Annotated in this window: 21 protein-coding genes; 14 read left to right on the top strand and 7 right to left on the bottom strand. The window is 64.3% G+C overall.

Features of this window, described 5'->3' with window-relative positions:
* Positions 1–199: 199 nt before the first annotated feature.
* The 9 genes from flgB (at position 200) to ACVIGB_RS14360 (ending at position 8,576) form a co-directional block, all read left to right on the top strand.
* Positions 200–610: a flagellar basal body rod protein FlgB gene (gene flgB / locus ACVIGB_RS14400; RefSeq protein WP_092115395.1), complete on the top strand. Its 411-nt coding sequence runs from the start codon at positions 200–202 to the stop codon at positions 608–610.
* A gap of 111 nt (positions 611–721) precedes the next feature.
* On the top strand, positions 722–1,147 hold the full coding sequence (flgC, locus tag ACVIGB_RS14395) for a flagellar basal body rod protein FlgC (protein WP_097675999.1): 426 nt from the start codon (positions 722–724) through the stop codon (positions 1,145–1,147).
* Between the two features lie 26 nt (positions 1,148–1,173).
* Positions 1,174–1,485: a flagellar hook-basal body complex protein FliE gene (fliE, locus tag ACVIGB_RS14390; RefSeq protein WP_092115393.1), complete on the top strand. Its 312-nt coding sequence runs from the start codon at positions 1,174–1,176 to the stop codon at positions 1,483–1,485.
* A 103-nt stretch (positions 1,486–1,588) separates the two neighbouring features.
* Positions 1,589–1,852: a flagellar biosynthesis protein FliQ gene (gene fliQ, locus ACVIGB_RS14385; protein ID WP_050401183.1), complete on the top strand. Its 264-nt coding sequence runs from the start codon at positions 1,589–1,591 to the stop codon at positions 1,850–1,852.
* A gap of 18 nt (positions 1,853–1,870) precedes the next feature.
* Entirely contained in the window at positions 1,871–2,641 is a 771-nt protein-coding gene (fliR, locus tag ACVIGB_RS14380; protein ID WP_092115392.1) for a flagellar biosynthetic protein FliR, read from the top strand.
* Between the two features lie 107 nt (positions 2,642–2,748).
* Complete coding sequence (flhB, locus tag ACVIGB_RS14375; RefSeq protein ID WP_456722213.1) at positions 2,749–3,822, top strand: flagellar biosynthesis protein FlhB; 1,074 nt, start codon at positions 2,749–2,751, stop codon at positions 3,820–3,822.
* 141 nt (positions 3,823–3,963) lie between these two features.
* On the top strand, positions 3,964–6,543 hold the full coding sequence (gene cckA / locus ACVIGB_RS14370) for a cell cycle histidine kinase CckA (protein WP_092115390.1): 2,580 nt from the start codon (positions 3,964–3,966) through the stop codon (positions 6,541–6,543).
* Positions 6,544–6,789: 246 nt separating this feature from the next.
* Positions 6,790–7,749, top strand: a complete 960-nt coding sequence (locus tag ACVIGB_RS14365) for a Tim44 domain-containing protein (protein ID WP_092115389.1) — start codon at positions 6,790–6,792, stop codon at positions 7,747–7,749.
* 200 nt (positions 7,750–7,949) lie between these two features.
* Positions 7,950–8,576 carry a lectin gene (locus tag ACVIGB_RS14360; RefSeq protein ID WP_456725176.1) on the top strand — a complete coding sequence of 209 codons (627 nt, stop codon included), beginning with the start codon at positions 7,950–7,952 and terminating at the stop codon, positions 8,574–8,576.
* Between the two features lie 216 nt (positions 8,577–8,792).
* Here the strand turns inward: ACVIGB_RS14360 and ACVIGB_RS14355 are convergent, their stop codons facing one another.
* Positions 8,793–9,200 carry a DUF3606 domain-containing protein gene (locus tag ACVIGB_RS14355; protein ID WP_456725177.1) on the bottom strand — a complete coding sequence of 136 codons (408 nt, stop codon included), beginning with the start codon at positions 9,198–9,200 and terminating at the stop codon, positions 8,793–8,795.
* A gap of 153 nt (positions 9,201–9,353) precedes the next feature.
* On the opposite strand from ACVIGB_RS14355, the gene ACVIGB_RS14350 reads away from it, so the two are divergent.
* Complete coding sequence (locus ACVIGB_RS14350; RefSeq protein ID WP_456722214.1) at positions 9,354–10,061, top strand: glutathione S-transferase; 708 nt, start codon at positions 9,354–9,356, stop codon at positions 10,059–10,061.
* A gap of 143 nt (positions 10,062–10,204) precedes the next feature.
* Here the strand turns inward: ACVIGB_RS14350 and ACVIGB_RS14345 are convergent, their stop codons facing one another.
* Together ACVIGB_RS14345 and ACVIGB_RS14340 are read right to left on the bottom strand one after the other, a co-directional pair.
* The gene (locus tag ACVIGB_RS14345) at positions 10,205–10,564 is read right to left on the bottom strand and encodes a GFA family protein (protein WP_212310033.1); all 360 of its coding nucleotides are present in this window, start codon (positions 10,562–10,564) and stop codon (positions 10,205–10,207) included.
* 9 nt (positions 10,565–10,573) lie between these two features.
* Positions 10,574–11,248, bottom strand: a complete 675-nt coding sequence (locus ACVIGB_RS14340; protein WP_456722215.1) for a methyltransferase family protein — start codon at positions 11,246–11,248, stop codon at positions 10,574–10,576.
* A 155-nt stretch (positions 11,249–11,403) separates the two neighbouring features.
* On the opposite strand from ACVIGB_RS14340, the gene ACVIGB_RS14335 reads away from it, so the two are divergent.
* On the top strand, positions 11,404–11,730 hold the full coding sequence (locus ACVIGB_RS14335; protein ID WP_050421144.1) for an ArsR/SmtB family transcription factor: 327 nt from the start codon (positions 11,404–11,406) through the stop codon (positions 11,728–11,730).
* A complete protein-coding gene (locus ACVIGB_RS14330) occupies positions 11,730–12,170 on the top strand; it encodes an SRPBCC family protein (protein ID WP_456722216.1) in 441 nt (146 codons plus the stop codon). The genes ACVIGB_RS14335 and ACVIGB_RS14330 overlap by 1 nt, the downstream gene beginning before the upstream one ends.
* 100 nt (positions 12,171–12,270) lie before the next feature.
* Here ACVIGB_RS14330 and ACVIGB_RS14325 read toward each other — a convergent pair whose 3' ends face one another.
* Both ACVIGB_RS14325 and ACVIGB_RS14320 read right to left on the bottom strand, forming a co-directional pair.
* On the bottom strand, positions 12,271–12,732 hold the full coding sequence (locus ACVIGB_RS14325) for a hypothetical protein (protein ID WP_456722217.1): 462 nt from the start codon (positions 12,730–12,732) through the stop codon (positions 12,271–12,273).
* Between the two features lie 105 nt (positions 12,733–12,837).
* Positions 12,838–13,155 (bottom strand): Kazal-type serine protease inhibitor family protein, encoded by a 318-nt coding sequence (locus tag ACVIGB_RS14320; RefSeq protein ID WP_456722218.1) that lies wholly within the window; start codon positions 13,153–13,155, stop codon positions 12,838–12,840.
* A 234-nt stretch (positions 13,156–13,389) separates the two neighbouring features.
* Here ACVIGB_RS14320 and ACVIGB_RS14315 point away from each other — a divergent pair, with 234 nt between their 5' ends.
* Together ACVIGB_RS14315 and ACVIGB_RS14310 are read left to right on the top strand one after the other, a co-directional pair.
* On the top strand, positions 13,390–15,042 hold the full coding sequence (locus ACVIGB_RS14315; RefSeq protein WP_456722219.1) for a fumarate hydratase: 1,653 nt from the start codon (positions 13,390–13,392) through the stop codon (positions 15,040–15,042).
* A gap of 9 nt (positions 15,043–15,051) precedes the next feature.
* Positions 15,052–15,726, top strand: coding sequence for a DUF429 domain-containing protein (locus ACVIGB_RS14310; protein WP_456722220.1), 675 nt, complete (start codon positions 15,052–15,054; stop codon positions 15,724–15,726).
* 8 nt (positions 15,727–15,734) lie between these two features.
* Here ACVIGB_RS14310 and ACVIGB_RS14305 read toward each other — a convergent pair whose 3' ends face one another.
* Entirely contained in the window at positions 15,735–16,031 is a 297-nt protein-coding gene (locus ACVIGB_RS14305) for a hypothetical protein (protein ID WP_092115378.1), read from the bottom strand.
* A 79-nt stretch (positions 16,032–16,110) separates the two neighbouring features.
* Positions 16,111–16,665, bottom strand: coding sequence for an inner membrane-spanning protein YciB (locus ACVIGB_RS14300; RefSeq protein WP_212310026.1), 555 nt, complete (start codon positions 16,663–16,665; stop codon positions 16,111–16,113).
* Between the last annotated feature and the right edge of the window lie 12 nt (positions 16,666–16,677).

Genomic DNA, 16,677 nt, shown 5'->3' with positions numbered 1-16,677 from the left:
GACTTCTCAGCGCCCCACGCTGTCTTGGTTTGTGCTGGTTAACGCAGCATTCGTGGCGAAAATGCGCTCGCCGGCCGCAGTTGCGGCGTTCTCCACGGCTCCGTCCGACATTTTAACCACCCGTTAACCATACACCGGGCAAATTCTGCCTACCTCGGAAGGCCCAAGGGTCGTCCAAGAGGTTAACGGAGCCGCGGCGATGTCCATGAACGATCTGCCGATCCTGTCGGCGTTGCGCAGCAAGATGCAGTGGCACCAGGAGCGCCAGCGGGTGCTCGCCGAGAACATTTCCAATTCCGACACGCCGAACTTCCGGCCGCGCGACCTGGTCGAGCCGAAGTTCGACCGGACCGGCACCACGGTCGGCGGCGGCATGGGGACGCTGCCGATGATGCAGACCAGCGCGACCCACATGGCGGCGTCCGGCGCGCCCGACACGTTCGACAATGATCGCGGCAAGAGCGGGTTCCAGACCCGCCCGGCCGGCAACGCGGTCAATCTCGAGGATCAGATGCTGAAAGTGTCGGCCAACCAGATGGACTACGCGGCCGTCACCTCGCTCTACAGCAAGAGCCTGCATCTGCTGAAAACCGCCATCGGCAAGGGTTAGGGCATGATCCGGAAAAGTGTGAAGCGGTTTTCCCTCGCGACAAACGCGGAACGCGTTTGCGCGGAGATCATGCCCAAACCAGCAAAAGCCTGACGGCGGCGGGAGGATCCCATGGCAGACGGAACAAGCGATTTCACCCGCTCGATGAGCATCGCGACGTCGGGCCTGCGCGCGCAGGCGGGGCGGATGCGGGTGATTTCGGAAAATATCGCCAACGCCGATTCGACGGCGCAGACCGCAGGCGGCGATCCCTACCGCCGCAAGGTGCCGACCTTCTCCTCCGCGCTCGATCGTTCGCTCGACGCCCAGGTCGTGACGCTCGGTCGGATCCGCCCCGACCAGTCGTCATTCCGCATCAAGCACGAGCCGGGCAATCCGGCGGCGGACGCCTCCGGCAACGTCAAATATCCGAACGTCAATTCGATGGTCGAAATGACCGACATGCGCGACGCCCAGCGCTCCTATGAGGCGAACCTCAACATCATCAGCGCGACGCGGCGAATGATCCAGCGCACGCTCGACATCCTCAAGTCCTGACGCAGCAAGAACAGGGAACGTAAATCATGGCTACACCGACAGTCGCTGCCAACGCCTACGCCAACCTCGCGAAATTGATGGAGCGCGGCGGTGTCGAGAAGGCCGGGCAGGCCGTCGCGGGCCCGTCCTTCAGCGCGCTGCTGAAGGACTCCGTCGGCAGCGTGCTGGAAGCGGGCAAGAAGTCCGACGCGCAGACCATGGCGATGGCCTCAGGCAAGGCCAATGTGATGGATGTGGTGACGGCGGTCGCCGACACCGATGTTGCGGTGTCGACGCTGGTCTCGGTGCGCGACCGCGTGATCCAGGCCTATGAAGACATCATGAAGATGCCGATCTGATTTCACTGTCGTTCCGGGGCGCGAAGCGAACCCGGAACCTCGAGATTCCCGGTTCGCGCTTCGCGCGGAATGACGAAGCAAGTTGCAAGAAGCGAGAACAACAATGACCGGCCCTGAAACTCTCGACGTGGCACGCGATGCGATCTGGACCATCGTGCTGGTGTCGTCGCCTTTGATGGTGGTCGGCCTCGTGGTCGGCGTCGTGGTGTCGTTGTTCCAGGCACTGACCCAGATCCAGGAACAGACGCTCGTCTTCGTGCCGAAGATTCTCGCAATCTTCGTCACATTACTGCTGGCGCTGCCCTTCATGGCGGACGCGCTCAGTAGCCACATGATGCGGATTTCGTCGCGAATCATCGGCGGTTGATGCACTAATGCGGCGGTCATGCGCATCGATGTCTCCCTGCTTCCGGCGCTGGCCGCAATCTTCGTGCTGGTCTTCGCGCGCGTGGGCGCGATGGTGATGCTGCTGCCCGGTTTCGGCGAGAGCAACATCCCGGCACGGGTCAAGCTGTCGATCGCGCTGCTGCTGACACTGATCATCCTTCCCCTGCATCGCAACGCCTATCATGTCGACCTGACGTCGATCTCCTCGCTCGGCGTCCTGATGGTGCACGAGCTGATCATCGGCATCGTGCTCGGCGCGACCGCGCGGGTGACGCTGTCGGCGCTCAACGTCGCGGGCTCCGTGATTGCGCAGCAACTCGGGCTCGGCTTCGTTACCGCGGTCGACCCGACCCAGGGGCAGCAGGGCCAGATCGTCGGCAACTTCCTCACCATCCTCGGCCTGACGCTGCTGTTCGCCACCGACAGCCACTATCTCGTCATCGCGGCGCTGAGCGAAAGCTACCGCATCTTCTCGCCGGGCGAGATCATGCCGACCGGCGACGTCGCCGCGCTTGCGACCTCCGCGTTCTCCGCCGCCTTCAAGATCGGCCTGCAGCTGTCGGCGCCGTTCCTGGTGTTCGGCCTCGTCTTCAACATCGGGCTCGGCGTGCTGGCGCGGCTGATGCCGCAGATGCAGGTCTACTTCGTCGGCGTGCCGCTCTCGATCGTGGTCGGCTTCCTGATCTTCGGCGTCGTGCTCGCGGCGATGATGAATACCTATTTCGACTACTTCAACGGCGTCATGCGCCAACTCGCTCCAATGAACTAGAGCGTTTTCGAGCGAAGTGGGAACCGGTTCGCGTGAAGAAAACGCGTCAAAAATAGGTACCGCAGAACATGATGCGATCAAGTCGCATCATGTTCTAGGGAGAAGAGATGGCCGACGATACCGAAGACAAAACAGAAGATCCTACGCAAAAACGTCTCGATGACGCCCTTGAAAAAGGCGACGTCGTCAAGAGCCAGGAGGTCAACACCTGGTTCATCATCGCCGGCGCCACGCTGGTGCTGTCGACCTTCTCGGGCTCGATCGGCGGTGGCATCTTGATGCCGCTGCGCAATCTGATCGCCAATTCATGGATGATCCGCACCGACGGTGCCGGCCTGCTGCAACTGACCCAGACGATTGGCTACGCCGTGGTCGCCGCGATCGGCGTGCCGTTCCTGATGCTGGCGCTGGCCGCGATCGCAGGCAACATGATCCAGCATCAGCTGGTGTGGTCGGGCGAGCAGCTGAAGCCGAAATTCTCCAAGATCTCGCCGGCGGCCGGCTTCAAGCGGCTGTTCGGCAAGCAGGCGGTGGCGAACTTCCTCAAAGGCCTGTTCAAGCTGATCGCGCTCGGCGTCGTGATGGTCATGGTGCTGTGGCCCGATCGGCTGCGGATGGAATCGTTCCTGCGGGTCGACCCGGCCGAGCTGCTGCCCGCCATCACCGGCATGACGGTGCACCTGCTGGCGGCGGTGGTCGCCCTCCTCGCCGTGGTTGCGATCGCCGACTACTTCTTCCAGTACCGGACCTGGTACGAGCGTCACAAGATGTCGCTGCAGGAGATGAAGGAGGAGTTCAAGCAGTCGGAAGGCGACCCGCACGTCAAGGGCAGGATCAAGCAGTTGCGGGTCCAGCGCGCCAAGAAGCGCATGATGGCCCAGGTTCCGAAGGCCTCGGTGATCATCACCAACCCGACCCACTATTCGGTGGCGCTGGCCTATGACCGCAGCATGTCGGCGCCGATCTGCGTCGCCAAGGGCGTCGACAGCCTCGCCTTCAAGATCAGGGAGATCGCCAAGGAGCACGACATCCCGATCGTGGAGAACGTGCCGCTTGCCCGGGCGCTCTATGCGACCGTCGAAATCGACAAGGAAATCCCGGTCGAGCACTACCATGCGGTTGCCGAAATCATCGGCTACGTGATGCGGCTGAGGCGCGGCCTGTCCGGCCTGCGCCAGTAAGGGGCGGAAAACCGCTTGAAATGCGCGTAACTTGCGAAATTGCCGCCTGATGGACTTGCGTTTTCGGGTCCGATTCAGGCACTCAGGGGCGAGGTGGCCGGCCGGTCGCCTTCGTGATGCAGACGAGCCATGTCTCTCCAGATGACCGCCGATAGCAACGAACCTCCCGCGACCGAGCCGTTCGTGGCTCACGGGCCAGCGCGGCGGAGCGGCAGTATCCTGCTGGTGCTCCTGATCGCCACCGGCATCGTCGCGGTGGCGGTCTGGCTCATGACCATCGGCCGGACCCAGGCGCAGCCCTATATCCTCTTTGTGCTGGCGCTGCTCGCCACCGTCGGGCTGTTCAACCTGTTCGCCCTTGCCGCCGGCATCATCCGCTTCTCCGACCGCACGAGCGACGACCCGGTGATGGGGCGGATCGCCGACCACGCCCATGAAGGGCTCGTCGTCACCGACTCCCGCGGCCACGTGGTCTATTCCAACGCCGCCTATCTCGCGCTGACCGGCGCGGCCGGTCCGCAGGACGTCCGCCCCGTCGAACGCGTCTTCATCGGCAACCCCGACGTCTCCGAGGCGGTGTTCCGCCTCCTGAAGGCGGCGCGCGAGGGCAAGCGTCAGCAGGAGGAGGTCCGTGTCGCCGGGCACGAGGCGGGGCAAGGTGGTGGACAGGGTCGCTGGCTGCGGCTCAGGGTCCGACCGCTCGGCGAGGGCAAGCGCGACGCGAAATATGCGGTGTGGTCGATCGCCGACGTCACCCGCGACCGCGAGCGCCAGGAAGACGTGTTCCAGGAGCTGCGGCACGCGATCGAGTATCTCGATCACGCGCCGTGCGGCTTCTTCTCGGTCAATCCGGCGGGCGAGATCGCCTATATCAACGCTACGCTGGCCAACTGGCTGGACTACGATCTCGCCGAGATCGGCTCGGGCGGCCTGAAGCTGACCGACATCGTCTCAGGCGACGGCGCGGCGCTGCTGACCTCGATCGCGGCGGTGCCCGGCGAGGTCAAGACCGAGGTGTTCGACATCGACCTGCGGATGCGCGGCGGCAAGACCGTGCCGGTGCGGCTCTATCACAAGCTCGCCTTCGGCGCCGATGGCGCGGCAGGCGCCTCGCGCACGCTGGTGATCAGCCGCGCCCGCGACGAGCATTCCGATCCGGAGCGTGCCGCCGAGGTGCGCTTCATGCGCTTCTTCGACCATACGCCGATGGCGATCGCGACCGTCGATCGCGGCGGCAATGTAGTCGGCGCCAATGCGCGCTATGCCAAGCTGGCGCAGGGGCTGAACGGCGACGGCGGCGCGGCCAAGTCGATCTTCCGCGCGGTCAATCCGCGCGACCGCGGCCTGTTGATCGCCGCGATCAACCAGGCTGCCGAAGGCCAGGGCGACATTGCGCCGGTCGAGGTGATGCTCGACGGGCCTAAGGAGCGCTCCGCCCAGTTTTTCGTCACCACCGTCGAGAAGGACGAGCGCGACGCCGAGACCGCGATCGTCTACATGCTCGAGACCACCGAGCGGCGCGCGCTGGAAAACCAGATCAACCAGTCGCAGAAGATGGAGATGGTCGGCCAGCTCGCCGGCGGCATCGCGCACGACTTCAACAACGTGCTGTCGGCCATCATGATGGCGAACGACTTCCTGCTGAACGCGCACAAGCCGACCGACCCGTCGTTCCAGGACATCATGCAAATCAAGCAGAACGCCACCCGCGCCGCGACGCTGGTGCGGCAGCTGCTTGCGTTCTCGCGCCGCCAGACGCTGCGGCCGCAGGTGCTCGATCTCGGCGATGCGCTCTCTGACCTCACCATGCTGCTGCGCCGGCTGATCGGCGAGAAGGTCAAGCTCGACCTCGTGCATGGCCGCGATCTGTGGCCGGTCAAGGTCGACGTCTCGCAGTTCGAGCAGGTGGTGGTCAATCTCGCAGTGAACGCGCGCGACGCGATGCCCGACGGCGGCAAGCTGATCATCCGCACCACCAACGTGCCGACCGAGGAAGCCGCGCAGCTCGCCAACAAGGGCATGCCGGCTGCGGACTACGTGAAGATCGAGATTTCGGACACCGGCACCGGCATTCCGCACGAGATCATCGACAAGATCTTCGAGCCGTTCTTCTCGACCAAGGAAGTCGGCAAGGGCACCGGCCTCGGCCTGTCGACGGTCTACGGCATCGTCAAGCAGACCGGCGGCTTCGTCTATGTCGATTCCGTGCCGGGCGGCGGCACCACGTTCCGGATCTATTTGCCGCGGCATCACCAGGAGCAGGAGGTCGCACCGGAGGCGCAGGCCGGCAACGGCGCGGCGAAGGAGACCGCCGCCGCGGATGCAGCCAAGCCGAAGCCGGATCTCACCGGGCAGGGCACCATCCTGCTGGTCGAGGACGAGGACGGCCTGCGCTCGCTCAATGCGCGCGGCCTGCGTTCGCGCGGCTACAGTGTGATCGAGGCGGCGAACGGCGTCGAGGCGCTGGAGGCGTTCGAGGAGAACAACGGCAAGGTCGACCTCGTCGTCTCCGACGTCGTGATGCCGGAGATGGACGGGCCGACGCTGCTGAAGGAAATGCGCAGCCGCAATGCGGAGCTGAAGATCATCTTCGTCTCGGGCTATGCCGAAGACGCCTTCGAGAAGAGCCTGCCGGAGAACCAGCAGTTCGCGTTCCTGCCGAAGCCATTCACGCTGACGCAGCTGGTTGCCGCGGTGAAGGAAACCATGACGGCGAACTAGGCCCCGGTGACGAGCCACGATGCCCCTTCGCTTCCGCAGGGCAGGGGCAATGTTGCAATGCGGTCGCGGTTGAACCTGAGCCCCATCTCGCGCTAGGACGCGCTGTCGCATCCAAAAGGACCATAGTGTCACATCGCCGCGACCGAGGGCCGCAGCCGCGGTTCCCGTTTCCCGCTTCACTTTTATCGGGCGCTGCCCATGTTAAGGGCGTTTCCCCATGCCGGGGAATCCTTTGAGGAAACCAACATGAATTTCTCGCAACGCACGCGTGGAATTGTCCGGGCGATCGCCGTCGCGATGGCGCTGGCGCTGCCCGTGATGATGACCGTTTCGGCGGCCGACGCCCGCGTTGGCGGCGGCGGCTCGCGCGGCTCGCGGACATTCTCCGCGCCGCCCTCGACCAGCACCGCGCCGGGCTCGGTTGCTCCGATGAACCGTACCTTCAGCCAGCCTGGTAGCCCCAGCATGGGCTCGCCGGCGGCGGCGAATTCCGGCGGCCTGTTCGGCCGCGGCGGAATGGGTCGCGGCCTGCTCGGCGGCCTGGCCGCGGGCTTCCTTGGCGCCGGCCTGTTCGGCATGCTGTTCGGCGGTGGCCTGTTCTCGGGCCTCGGCGGCCTGTCGTCGATGTTCGGCCTGCTGCTGCAGATCGGTCTGATCGTGCTGGTGGTCCGGCTCGCGATGTCGTGGTGGCAGCGGCGCAATACGCCGGCCGCCGCCTACGCGGGTGGCCCCGACGTCGGCCCTGGTCCGCAGGCCAACGCCCGTTCGGGCTTCGGCTTTGGCCTCGGCGGCGGCTCGAATGCGCCGGTCGAGATCACGCCCGGTGACTACGAGACGTTCGAGCGGTTGCTCGGCGACATCCAGGCCGCGTGGTCGAACGAGGACATTGCGAAGCTGCACACGCTCGCGACGCCGGAAATGGTGTCGTACTTCTCGAAGGATCTCGAGGAGAACAAGGCGCGCAACGTCACCAACAAGACGTCCAACGTGAAGCTCTTGCAGGGCGATCTGGCGGAAGCCTGGCGCGAAGGCGACAGCGAATATGCGACGGTCGCGATGCGCTACGCGCTGGTCGACACCATGCTGGAGCGCGGCACCGGCCGCCAGGTCAGCGGCGGGCAGCCGGAGGAGATCACCGAGGTCTGGACCTTCGTGCGCCAGCGTGGCGGCAATTGGGAGCTCTCGGCGATCCAGCAGACCAATTGATCGATTGCCTGACATGACAATACAAGGCGCCGCGGCATCAACCGCGGCGCTTTCGTTTTGTGCGCTTCATTCGCGTGTCGCGGCGCCGGAATATCCGGACGAGCAGCGGGTTGATGTCAGCGGACCATAACAACCATCGGGAGGAAGAGATGAAGAACATTGCGCAAATTGCGGTTCCCGCCTGTCTTGCGTTTGTCGTCATGGCCGTGTCCCCGGCAAAAGCGCAGACCGCCGACACCAGCTTCTTCGTCACCAGCAACGGCATCGGCAATGGCGGCAATCTCGGCGGCCTCGCCGGCGCCGACAATCATTGCCAGGCGCTGGCGCAGGCCGCGGGCTTCGGTGCGCCGAAGACATGGCGCGCCTATCTCTCGACCCAGGCGGCCGATGGCCAGGTAGCGGTGAATGCGCGCGATCGCATCGGCAAGGGGCCGTGGAAGAATGTGAAGGGCGTCATGGTCGCCAAGGACGTCGCCGATCTGCACAGCGCCGGCAACAATCTCACCAAGCAGACCGCCCTGTCCGAGAAGGGCGACGTCGTCAACGGTGCCGGCGACACGCCGAACCGCCACGACGTGCTGACGGGATCGCAGGCTGACGGTACGGCGTTTGCGGCCGGTGAGGACCGCACCTGCAAGAACTGGACAAGCAGCACGCAAGGCGCCGCGATGGTCGGACATTTCGACCGCAAGGGCCTGCGCGATGACGAGCCGTCAAAATCCTGGAATACGTCGCATCCTTCGCGCGGTCCTGACGGCGGCTGCTCGCAAGCCGATCTGAAGAGCACCGGCGGCGACGGCCTGCTGTACTGCTTCGCGGCGAACTGAGGGAGCGGCGAATGGGGTGGAGCCTGTGAGCTCATGTCCCTGTCATTGCGAGGAGCGATAGCGACGAAGCAATCCATCTTTCCGCGTATGCCGCGCGATGGATTGCTTCGCGGAGCTTGTCATCGGGCGGCGCTTCGCGCCGACCCGTTGGCTCGCAATGACGCGGATAGTACGGCGGGACACCAATAACCGCCGCTCGTCGTCTTGCGGCCGCGCTCAGCTCTTCTTGCGCTTGCCGGCCTTCTTGACTGTCTTCTTGGCAACCTTCTTTTTCTTCGCGGTTTTCTTCTTCGTCGCGAAATGGGCCTCGACCTTCTTCGAGGAATGTCCGACCTCGGCCACCGCGGCCTTGAGGCGGGCAGGGGTCACCTTGAACTTCTTCGACCAGTAGCGGACCTCGTAGGGCTCGCTGATCGCGATCCGCGCGCGGTCGGCGGTCATGTGCCGCTGCTCCTTGAAGTGGGCTTCCACCTTCTTGGCGGAATGCCCGACCTTCTTGACGGCCGCCTTGAGCTTTGCCGGTGTGACCTTGAACTTCTTGGACCAGTACGCAACTTCGTAGGACTCGCTCAACGCGATCAGGGCGCGATCTTGTGCGCCCCGCTTTTTCTTGTTGTCCGCCATAAGTTGATCCTTCATCGAAGATTCGACGCTGGAACCTTAGCAGTCTCCGCGCGGTTCGGACAGACGCGCGGTGCGCGGTGGACGATCTGACCGTGGCACGGCTACGATCACCGTGAAGCAAAGCGATGCGATGAAGTTTGTGGAGGTAAGTGCATGCACTATCAGCTTTACTACTGGCCGATGATCCAGGGCCGCGGCGAATATGTCCGCCTCGCGCTCGAGGATGCGGGTGCTGAATATACCGATGTCGCGCGCGGCAAGGGCGGCACCGGCGCCATGATGAAGATGATGGACGCGCACAAGGGCACGCCGCCATTTGCGCCGCCGTTCCTCAAGGCCGGCCAGCTCGTGATCGGGCAGACCGCCAACATCCTGCTCTATCTCGGCGCGCGTCATGGCCTCGCGCCGAAGGCGGAAGGTGGGAAGCTCTGGGTGCACGAGCTGCAATTGACGATTGCGGACCTAGTGCTGGAGATCCACGATACCCATCACCCGCTCGGGCCGTCGCTGTATTACGAGGACCAGAAGGCGCCGGCGAAGAAGCGCACGGAAGAGTTCTGGAAATCGCGGGTGCCGAAATATCTCGGCTATTTCGAGGATCTTGCGCGGGCCAATGGCGGTGGCTTCGTCACCGGACGCCGATTGACCTACGCCGATCTGTCCCTGTTCCAGATCGTGGAAGGCCTGCGCTACGCCTTTCCGAAGCGGATGGCCGCGTTCGAGAAGAAGGTCCCGCGCCTGATTGCGCTGCGCGACCGCGTCGCCGAACGGCCGAACATCAAGACGTATCTGGCAAGCGCGCGGCGGATTCCGTTCAACGAGGAGGGGATCTTCCGGCGCTACAAGGCGCTGGATCTGTGATCGCTTGCGGGCAGTCTTCTGCTCTCGTCATGGCCGGGCAGAAGCGCGAAGCGCGTCTTCGCGCTAGATGACCCAGCCATCCACGTCTTAAGATGATGGATGCCCGGGTCAAGCCCGGGCATGACGGATGTGGGCGGTGAGTTCTATCGATTCCGCCCGTCCACCGGCGTCATCGCGATCTTCGACAGGTCGATGCCGTCGATGCAGTTGACATTGAGCGCGATGATGTCGGCACCATCGGGCTTCTTGCCGCGTGCGAACACGTCGACGCCGCAATCGACGCAGAGCTGGTGGCGGATCGCATGGCGGTTGAAGAGATACTCCTTCAGGTTCTCGGCGCCGGCGCGAAGCTGGAAGCTCGATGGCGGCATGAATACGAAGTGTAGGCCCTTCTTGGTGCAGATCGAGCAGTTGCAGGCGGTCACCATGGCCATGTCGGTGGTGCATTCGAAGCGGACCTGGCCGCAATGGCAACCGCCGGTGTAGGTCTTGCTCTCTGCCATGATGGTCCCTCACCACAGTCCGGGCACGAGGCGATAGCGCACCCGTGCCGCGTAATCGGCATAGCCTGACAACCCCGCCATCAGCGTGCGCTCCTCGATCCCGGTGCGGAACGCGAACATCGCGAAGAACACCGGCGCGAAGGCAAGGCCCCACCAGGAGCCGAGCGTCAGCGGCACGCCGATGAAGAACAGCATCACGCTCATATACATTGGATGGCGGACCAGCGCGTAGGGCCCGGTCGAGATCACGTGATGGTGGCGCTCGGTCTGCACCTTCACGACCGGCGCGGCGAACGAATTGGTGCGGAACACCCACAGGATCAGCGCGGTCGAGGCCAGATACAGCACCAGGCCGAGCACGATCAGCAGCACGCCGGCATTGGCGCCGCCAAACCGGCGATCGAGGCCCATCGCGACGAACCACAGCACGGCAATGACCAGGAAGACCAGCATGAAGCGCTTGTCCTCGGCGGGCTGGCCTTCGCGCGCGGTGAGCCGCATGCGCTCGGCCAGCAGGCCGGGATCGACCTTGGCAAGCCATAGTCCGCAGGCCGGGCCGATCAGCGCCGAGGCGATGAGGTAGGCCCACGCGCCGGGCCAGTGCAGCGTGCCGGCGAAGCCAAACAGCAGCGCGGCCATGGCGAGGACGAACAAGGTGTTCTGCAGGAGGAGCTTTGCGATCATGGGCGGGCTCCGTGATTCCAGCCGCGATTATCGCACCCTTTTTCCGGCAAACATGCGACCGCATTCATCAACTTTCGGAGCAGGCCAGTGTTCCTGCGCCGCGACTGCATCGTCTCTGCATTGACATTCGTATAAGCAGTTGCTTATATATTTCTATGACCGCCGCCATGCAGCTGACCAATGTGCTCAAGACCCTCGCGGACCCGACGCGGCGGGCGGTGTTCGAGCGGATCATCCGGGAGGGGGAGATCGCCGCGACCGGTCTGGTGCAGGGCTCCAAGGTGTCGCAGCCGGCGGTGTCGCAGCATCTGCGCGCGCTGCGCGATGCCGGGCTCGTCGCCGAGCGGCGCGAGGGCCGGCACATCCATTATCGCGTCGCGCCGAAGGGGCTCAGCCCGCTGATCGACTGGCTCGGCCATTACGAGACGTTCTGGGCCGAGCGCTTCGCAAATCTGGAACGGCTGTTGAAGGAGAGTGAGTGATGGGTGAGACGCACGCGATCACGGTCGAGAAGGTGCTGCCTTATGCCGCCGACAAGATCTGGCGGACGCTGACCACGAGCGAACTGCTGATGAAATGGCTGATGCCGAACGATTTTCAGCCGAGCGTCGGACACAAGTTCAACTTCCGCACCAAGCCGATCGGCGACTGGGACGGTGTCGTGCATTGCGAGGTGCTGGATTGCGATCCGCCGCGGCTGCTGCGCTACTCCTGGAAAGGCGGCGCCGACACCAATCCGGAATTCGGCTCCAAGCTCGACTCGGTCGTCACCTGGACGCTGACGCCGGTCGAGGGCGGCACGCAGGTCCGCATGGTGCATGACGGCTTCGTCTTCCCCGGCAACCGCTATGCCTTCGACACGATGAGCCCGGGCTGGGGCAAGATCGTCGATGCGATCGGACGGGTCACCGCGGAAGCTTAGAGCACTTTCCGTTCCGATTGAATCGGAACGGGGCTCTAGATTTTAGTTTTGACGCGTTTTCTTCACGCGAACCCACTTCGCTCGAAAACGCTCTAACGGATCACTCGTTCTTGCCGCGCCGGACCGTGATCGATGCGTCGGTCCGGTTGCGCGTGCATTCGAGGTTGAGGCGGCGATAGCGCATCGTGATGGTGTTGCCGCGCAGGATGCCCATGCGCTTCAGGCAGCGCGAGGTGCCGGTGGCGGCGTCATCCTTCGGCACGGTGAAGACCAGCGCGGTGGCCGAACCGACCAGGTTGAAGAACTCGGGCTTCATCTTGCGATCGGTCTTGGCAAAGAGCTCGATCGAATAGTCCTTGCCGCGGCAGCCGAGCGACAATTCCTTCGCCGCCGGGTGTGTGAGGTATGTGATGTTGGCGGCGCTGAAATTGACCTTCAGCCCGTCGATCTGGCCGGCGAGCTGCTTGGCGATGTCCTCGCAGGGATCGGCATGTGCAGGCGCCGCGGCGAGGGCCGTCGCCAGCGCGATCAGCGCGGCCGGTATGAAAGAGCGGATGCTCAAGGCAAAGCGTCGGCGCAACGGTGCTGTCACGAAATACCCCCGCGGTATGAAAATACGCGAAGCTACATGCAGGCTCCCGCGCAGCGCGTCAATATGGGCGGTCCGTCAGGATGCGCACTTGCCGTCCTGCGCCTTGGAGGCTCCGGCGGCGCGGCGCTCGCAATCATTGCCGTAGGTCTTGCCGTCGCAGCCGCACACCGGCTTGAAAATCTTGTTGCAGATCGTTGGCCGGAACGCGCAGGTGCCGGTCTGGTCGGCCCGGCCGCATTGTCCCGGCTTGAACTGGCAGAACTGGCCGCTACGGCTGCATTGAACGCCGGCGAGGCCGCCGCACGCCTTGCCGAGGCGGGCCGCATCGGCGCCGGTCGGGACCGCGATCAACAAGGCCAGCGCCGCGAACCAGATCAAAAGCGCTGTCTTCATGATGGTCTCCTGATCGCTTCCTTGGCGGTTTCGCGGATCGCTGAAGCGTTGTGGCAACCAGAGATTACGGAGGGATGAAACATAGCACGCGGATTGCCGGTCCCGCGCATGGCTGGAAGGCGGCCGGCTTCCCTTTCCTTTGTCCGAAAAAGGCTTAGAACGGCTCTACATTGGCGACGGCCCCGCGGCCGGACCGGCCTTACGAACCCGACCTGCAAGCCCAAAGAGCAGCTCATGAACGCCCCCTCAGCCTTCCCCGACCAGAAGCCCGTTCCGCCCTACAAGCACACCCCGCTGTTCCCGCTGGGTGCTGACACCACGCCCTACAAGAAGGTGACGAGCGAGGGCGTCCGGGTCGAGAAGGTGTTGGGCAAGGACATGCTGGTGGTGTCGCGGGAGGCGCTGCGGGTGCTGTCCGAAGCTGCCTTCGGCGATATCAACCACTATCTGCGGCCGGGCCATTTGAAGCAGCTGCGCTCGATCCTCGAGGACAACGAAGCCAGCGACAACGACAAGTTCGTCGCCTTCGACTTCCTGAAGAACGCCAATATCGCGGCCGGCGGCGTGCTGCCGATGTGCCAGGACACCGGCACCGCGATCATCATGGGCAAGAAGGGCTGCAACGTCATCACCGACGGCGACGACGAGGCCGCGCTCTCTGAAGGTGCGCGCGACGCCTATCTGCGCCGCAACCTGCGCTACTCGCAGGTCGCGCCGCTGTCGATGTATGAGGAGAAGAACACCGCCAACAACATGCCGGCGCAGTGCGAGATCTACGCCGAGGGTGATGATGCCTACAAGTTCATGTTCATGGCCAAGGGCGGCGGCTCCGCCAACAAGAGTTTTCTGTTCCAGGCGACGCCCTCGGTGCTGACCAGGGACCGGCTGCTTGCGTTCCTGAAGGAGAAGGTGCTGACGCTTGGCACCGCGGCGTGTCCGCCGTATCACCTCGCTATCGTGATCGGCGGCACCTCGGCTGAGCTCTGCATGAAGACCGTGAAGCTCGCTTCCGCGCGCTATCTCGACGCACTGCCGACCCACGGCTCGGCCGACGGCAACGCCTTCCGCGATCTCGAGATGGAGCAGGAAATCCTCAAGATGACGCAAAGCTTGGGGGTAGGCGCGCAGTTCGGCGGCAAGTATTTCTGCCACGACGTGCGCGTGATCCGGATGCCGCGCCACGGCGCCTCGCTGCCGATCGGCCTGGGCGTCTCATGCTCGGCGGACCGCCAGGTGCTTGGCAAGATCACCAAGGACGGCGTCTATCTCGAGGAGCTCGAGCACAATCCGGCGCAATATCTGCCTGCGGTGGAGCAGTCGCTCGGCGGCGACGTCGTCAAGATCGACCTCAACCAGCCGATGAAGGATATCCTCGCGACGCTGTCGCAATATCCGATCAAGACCCGCGTCTCGATGACCGGCACCATGATCGTGGCGCGCGACTCCGCCCACGCCAAGCTGCGCGAGCGGCTGGAGAAGGGCGAGCCGCTGCCGGATTATTTCAAGAACCATCCGGTGTACTACGCCGGCCCGGCCAAGACGCCCGATGGCTACGCCTCCGGCGCGTTCGGCCCGACCACCGCCGGCCGCATGGATTCCTTCGTCGACCAGTTCCAGGCCGCGGGCGGCTCGATGGTGATGGTCGCCAAGGGCAACCGCGCGGTCGCGGTGCGCGAGGCCTGCAAGAAGCACGGCGGCTTCTATCTCGGCTCGATCGGCGGCGCGGCAGCGAACCTTGCCGAGCACTGCATCAAGAAGGTCGAGGTGGTCGAGTATCCCGAGCTCGGCATGGAAGCGATCTGGCGCATCGAGGTGGTCGACTTCCCGGCCTTCATCATCATCGATGACAAGGGCAACGACTTCTTCAAGGAATTGAATCTGGGTTGAGGATCCGGGTTGAGGGCAACAGGCCTCGACGGATTCTCCAAAGGCTGGGTCGCCGTCAGCATCGACGGCGACCAGCGTACGATTTCCTTCCACAGCGATATTGCGGACGCGCTGGCGCGTCCGTTCGATCGCGCCGGCATCGATATCCCGATCGGCATGACCGATGACGGCGAGCGCGATTGCGATCGTCTCGCCCGCGAGCGGCTGCGCCCGCATACCTCACGCGTCTTCAGCGGTGCGCGGCGCTGGCTGTGGCAGGAATTCCGTGATCCTGATCAGGCGAATGAAGAAGCGCTGCGCCGCGGCCAGACCCGCGTCTCGCGCCAGCTCTGGCACCTCGGCATCAAGATCATGGAGGCCGACGCGTTCGTGCGCGCGAACGCCGCACGCGACATCCGCGAGGTGCATCCCGAACTGGTGTTCCTGCGGCTGAACGGCGACACGCCGTTGCCGCGCAAGAAGTCGGAGGAGGGCGATACGCTCCGCCGCAGGCTGCTGAAGCGATCAGGCTTTCGCGAGATCGATCGCTGGCTCACCGAGACGCGGATCGGCACCGGCGCGAAGCGTGACGATGTGCTGGATGCCTGCGCGGTGGCTTTGGCTGCTCATCAACCAAGCGGCTGCGTTCCTGAGGGATCGCCGCCGCTGGATGCGCATGATCTGCCGATGCAGATCTGGTTCTAGATTGAGGATTACGCCCGCGTGCCGGTGAAGGGGAAGCTGCCCATCGGGCCGATGCCCATCTCGCCGGAGATGCCGTCGCCTGCGACCGTGCCGGAGAATTCGAGCGTCAGCGGCATTGGGTTGGTGATGGAGACCTTCCAGGCGACGCTGTCGCCGTTCACGGTGCCGTCGAAGATTTCGGTGGAGTTGCCCTCGGCGCCCTGCGTGCCGGTGAGCGTGCCGCCCGAGCTCGCCAGCGACAAGGTCGCCTTGCGCTCGCCCATCGGCGTCGTCATGGTCAAATTCCAGTTTCCGTCCACCGCCATTGATGTCTCCCCTCCGGTAAAAAAGCGTGCGCGGGTATAGCCTATCTTGGCGCGCGCGCCTAGTTCGCGGCTGCGGCGATCAGGCGCGGGCGGCGGCGCGCAGCCGGTTGCCGACCAGGAAGCGGAAAGCGACGTACTGGATCGCGAAGGCCGCGATCTTGGCGCCGACCAGCACCACCGACACGTAGAACGCCCACAGCTTGATGTCGCCGGTCGCCGCGATCGCGATGGTGCCGGCGGCGAGGATGAACATCAGCCCGGCCCACGCGTAGCCGGCGAGGGTGGCGTATTCCGGAATGGTCTCGGTCACGATCGGCGGCAGATAGCGCAGCATCCAGCCGCGCTTGAGCATGATCGCGCCGATCGCGATGTGGCCGATCGCGGGCTTCGCCAGCACGAAGCGCGGATCGTTGGTGAGCAGCGTCGCGCCGCCGAGCACGATCACCAGTCCAAGGCTCGCCCAGGTCATGTAGCCGAGCGCCTGTCCCTTGACGCGCGCATAGACCACTTGCGCAATCGCACCCACGATCGCAACAGCGGTGGCGATCAGGACATTGTCGGTGGCGAGGTAGACCACCAGGAACACGATGGTCGAGAGGAAGTCGCTCGCGAGCCTGGCAAATACGCTCTTCATTGTCGTGGTTTC

The sequence above is a fragment of the Bradyrhizobium sp. USDA 4341 genome (assembly GCF_054063755.1).
This window is presented reverse-complemented; position numbering and strand designations above follow the sequence as displayed.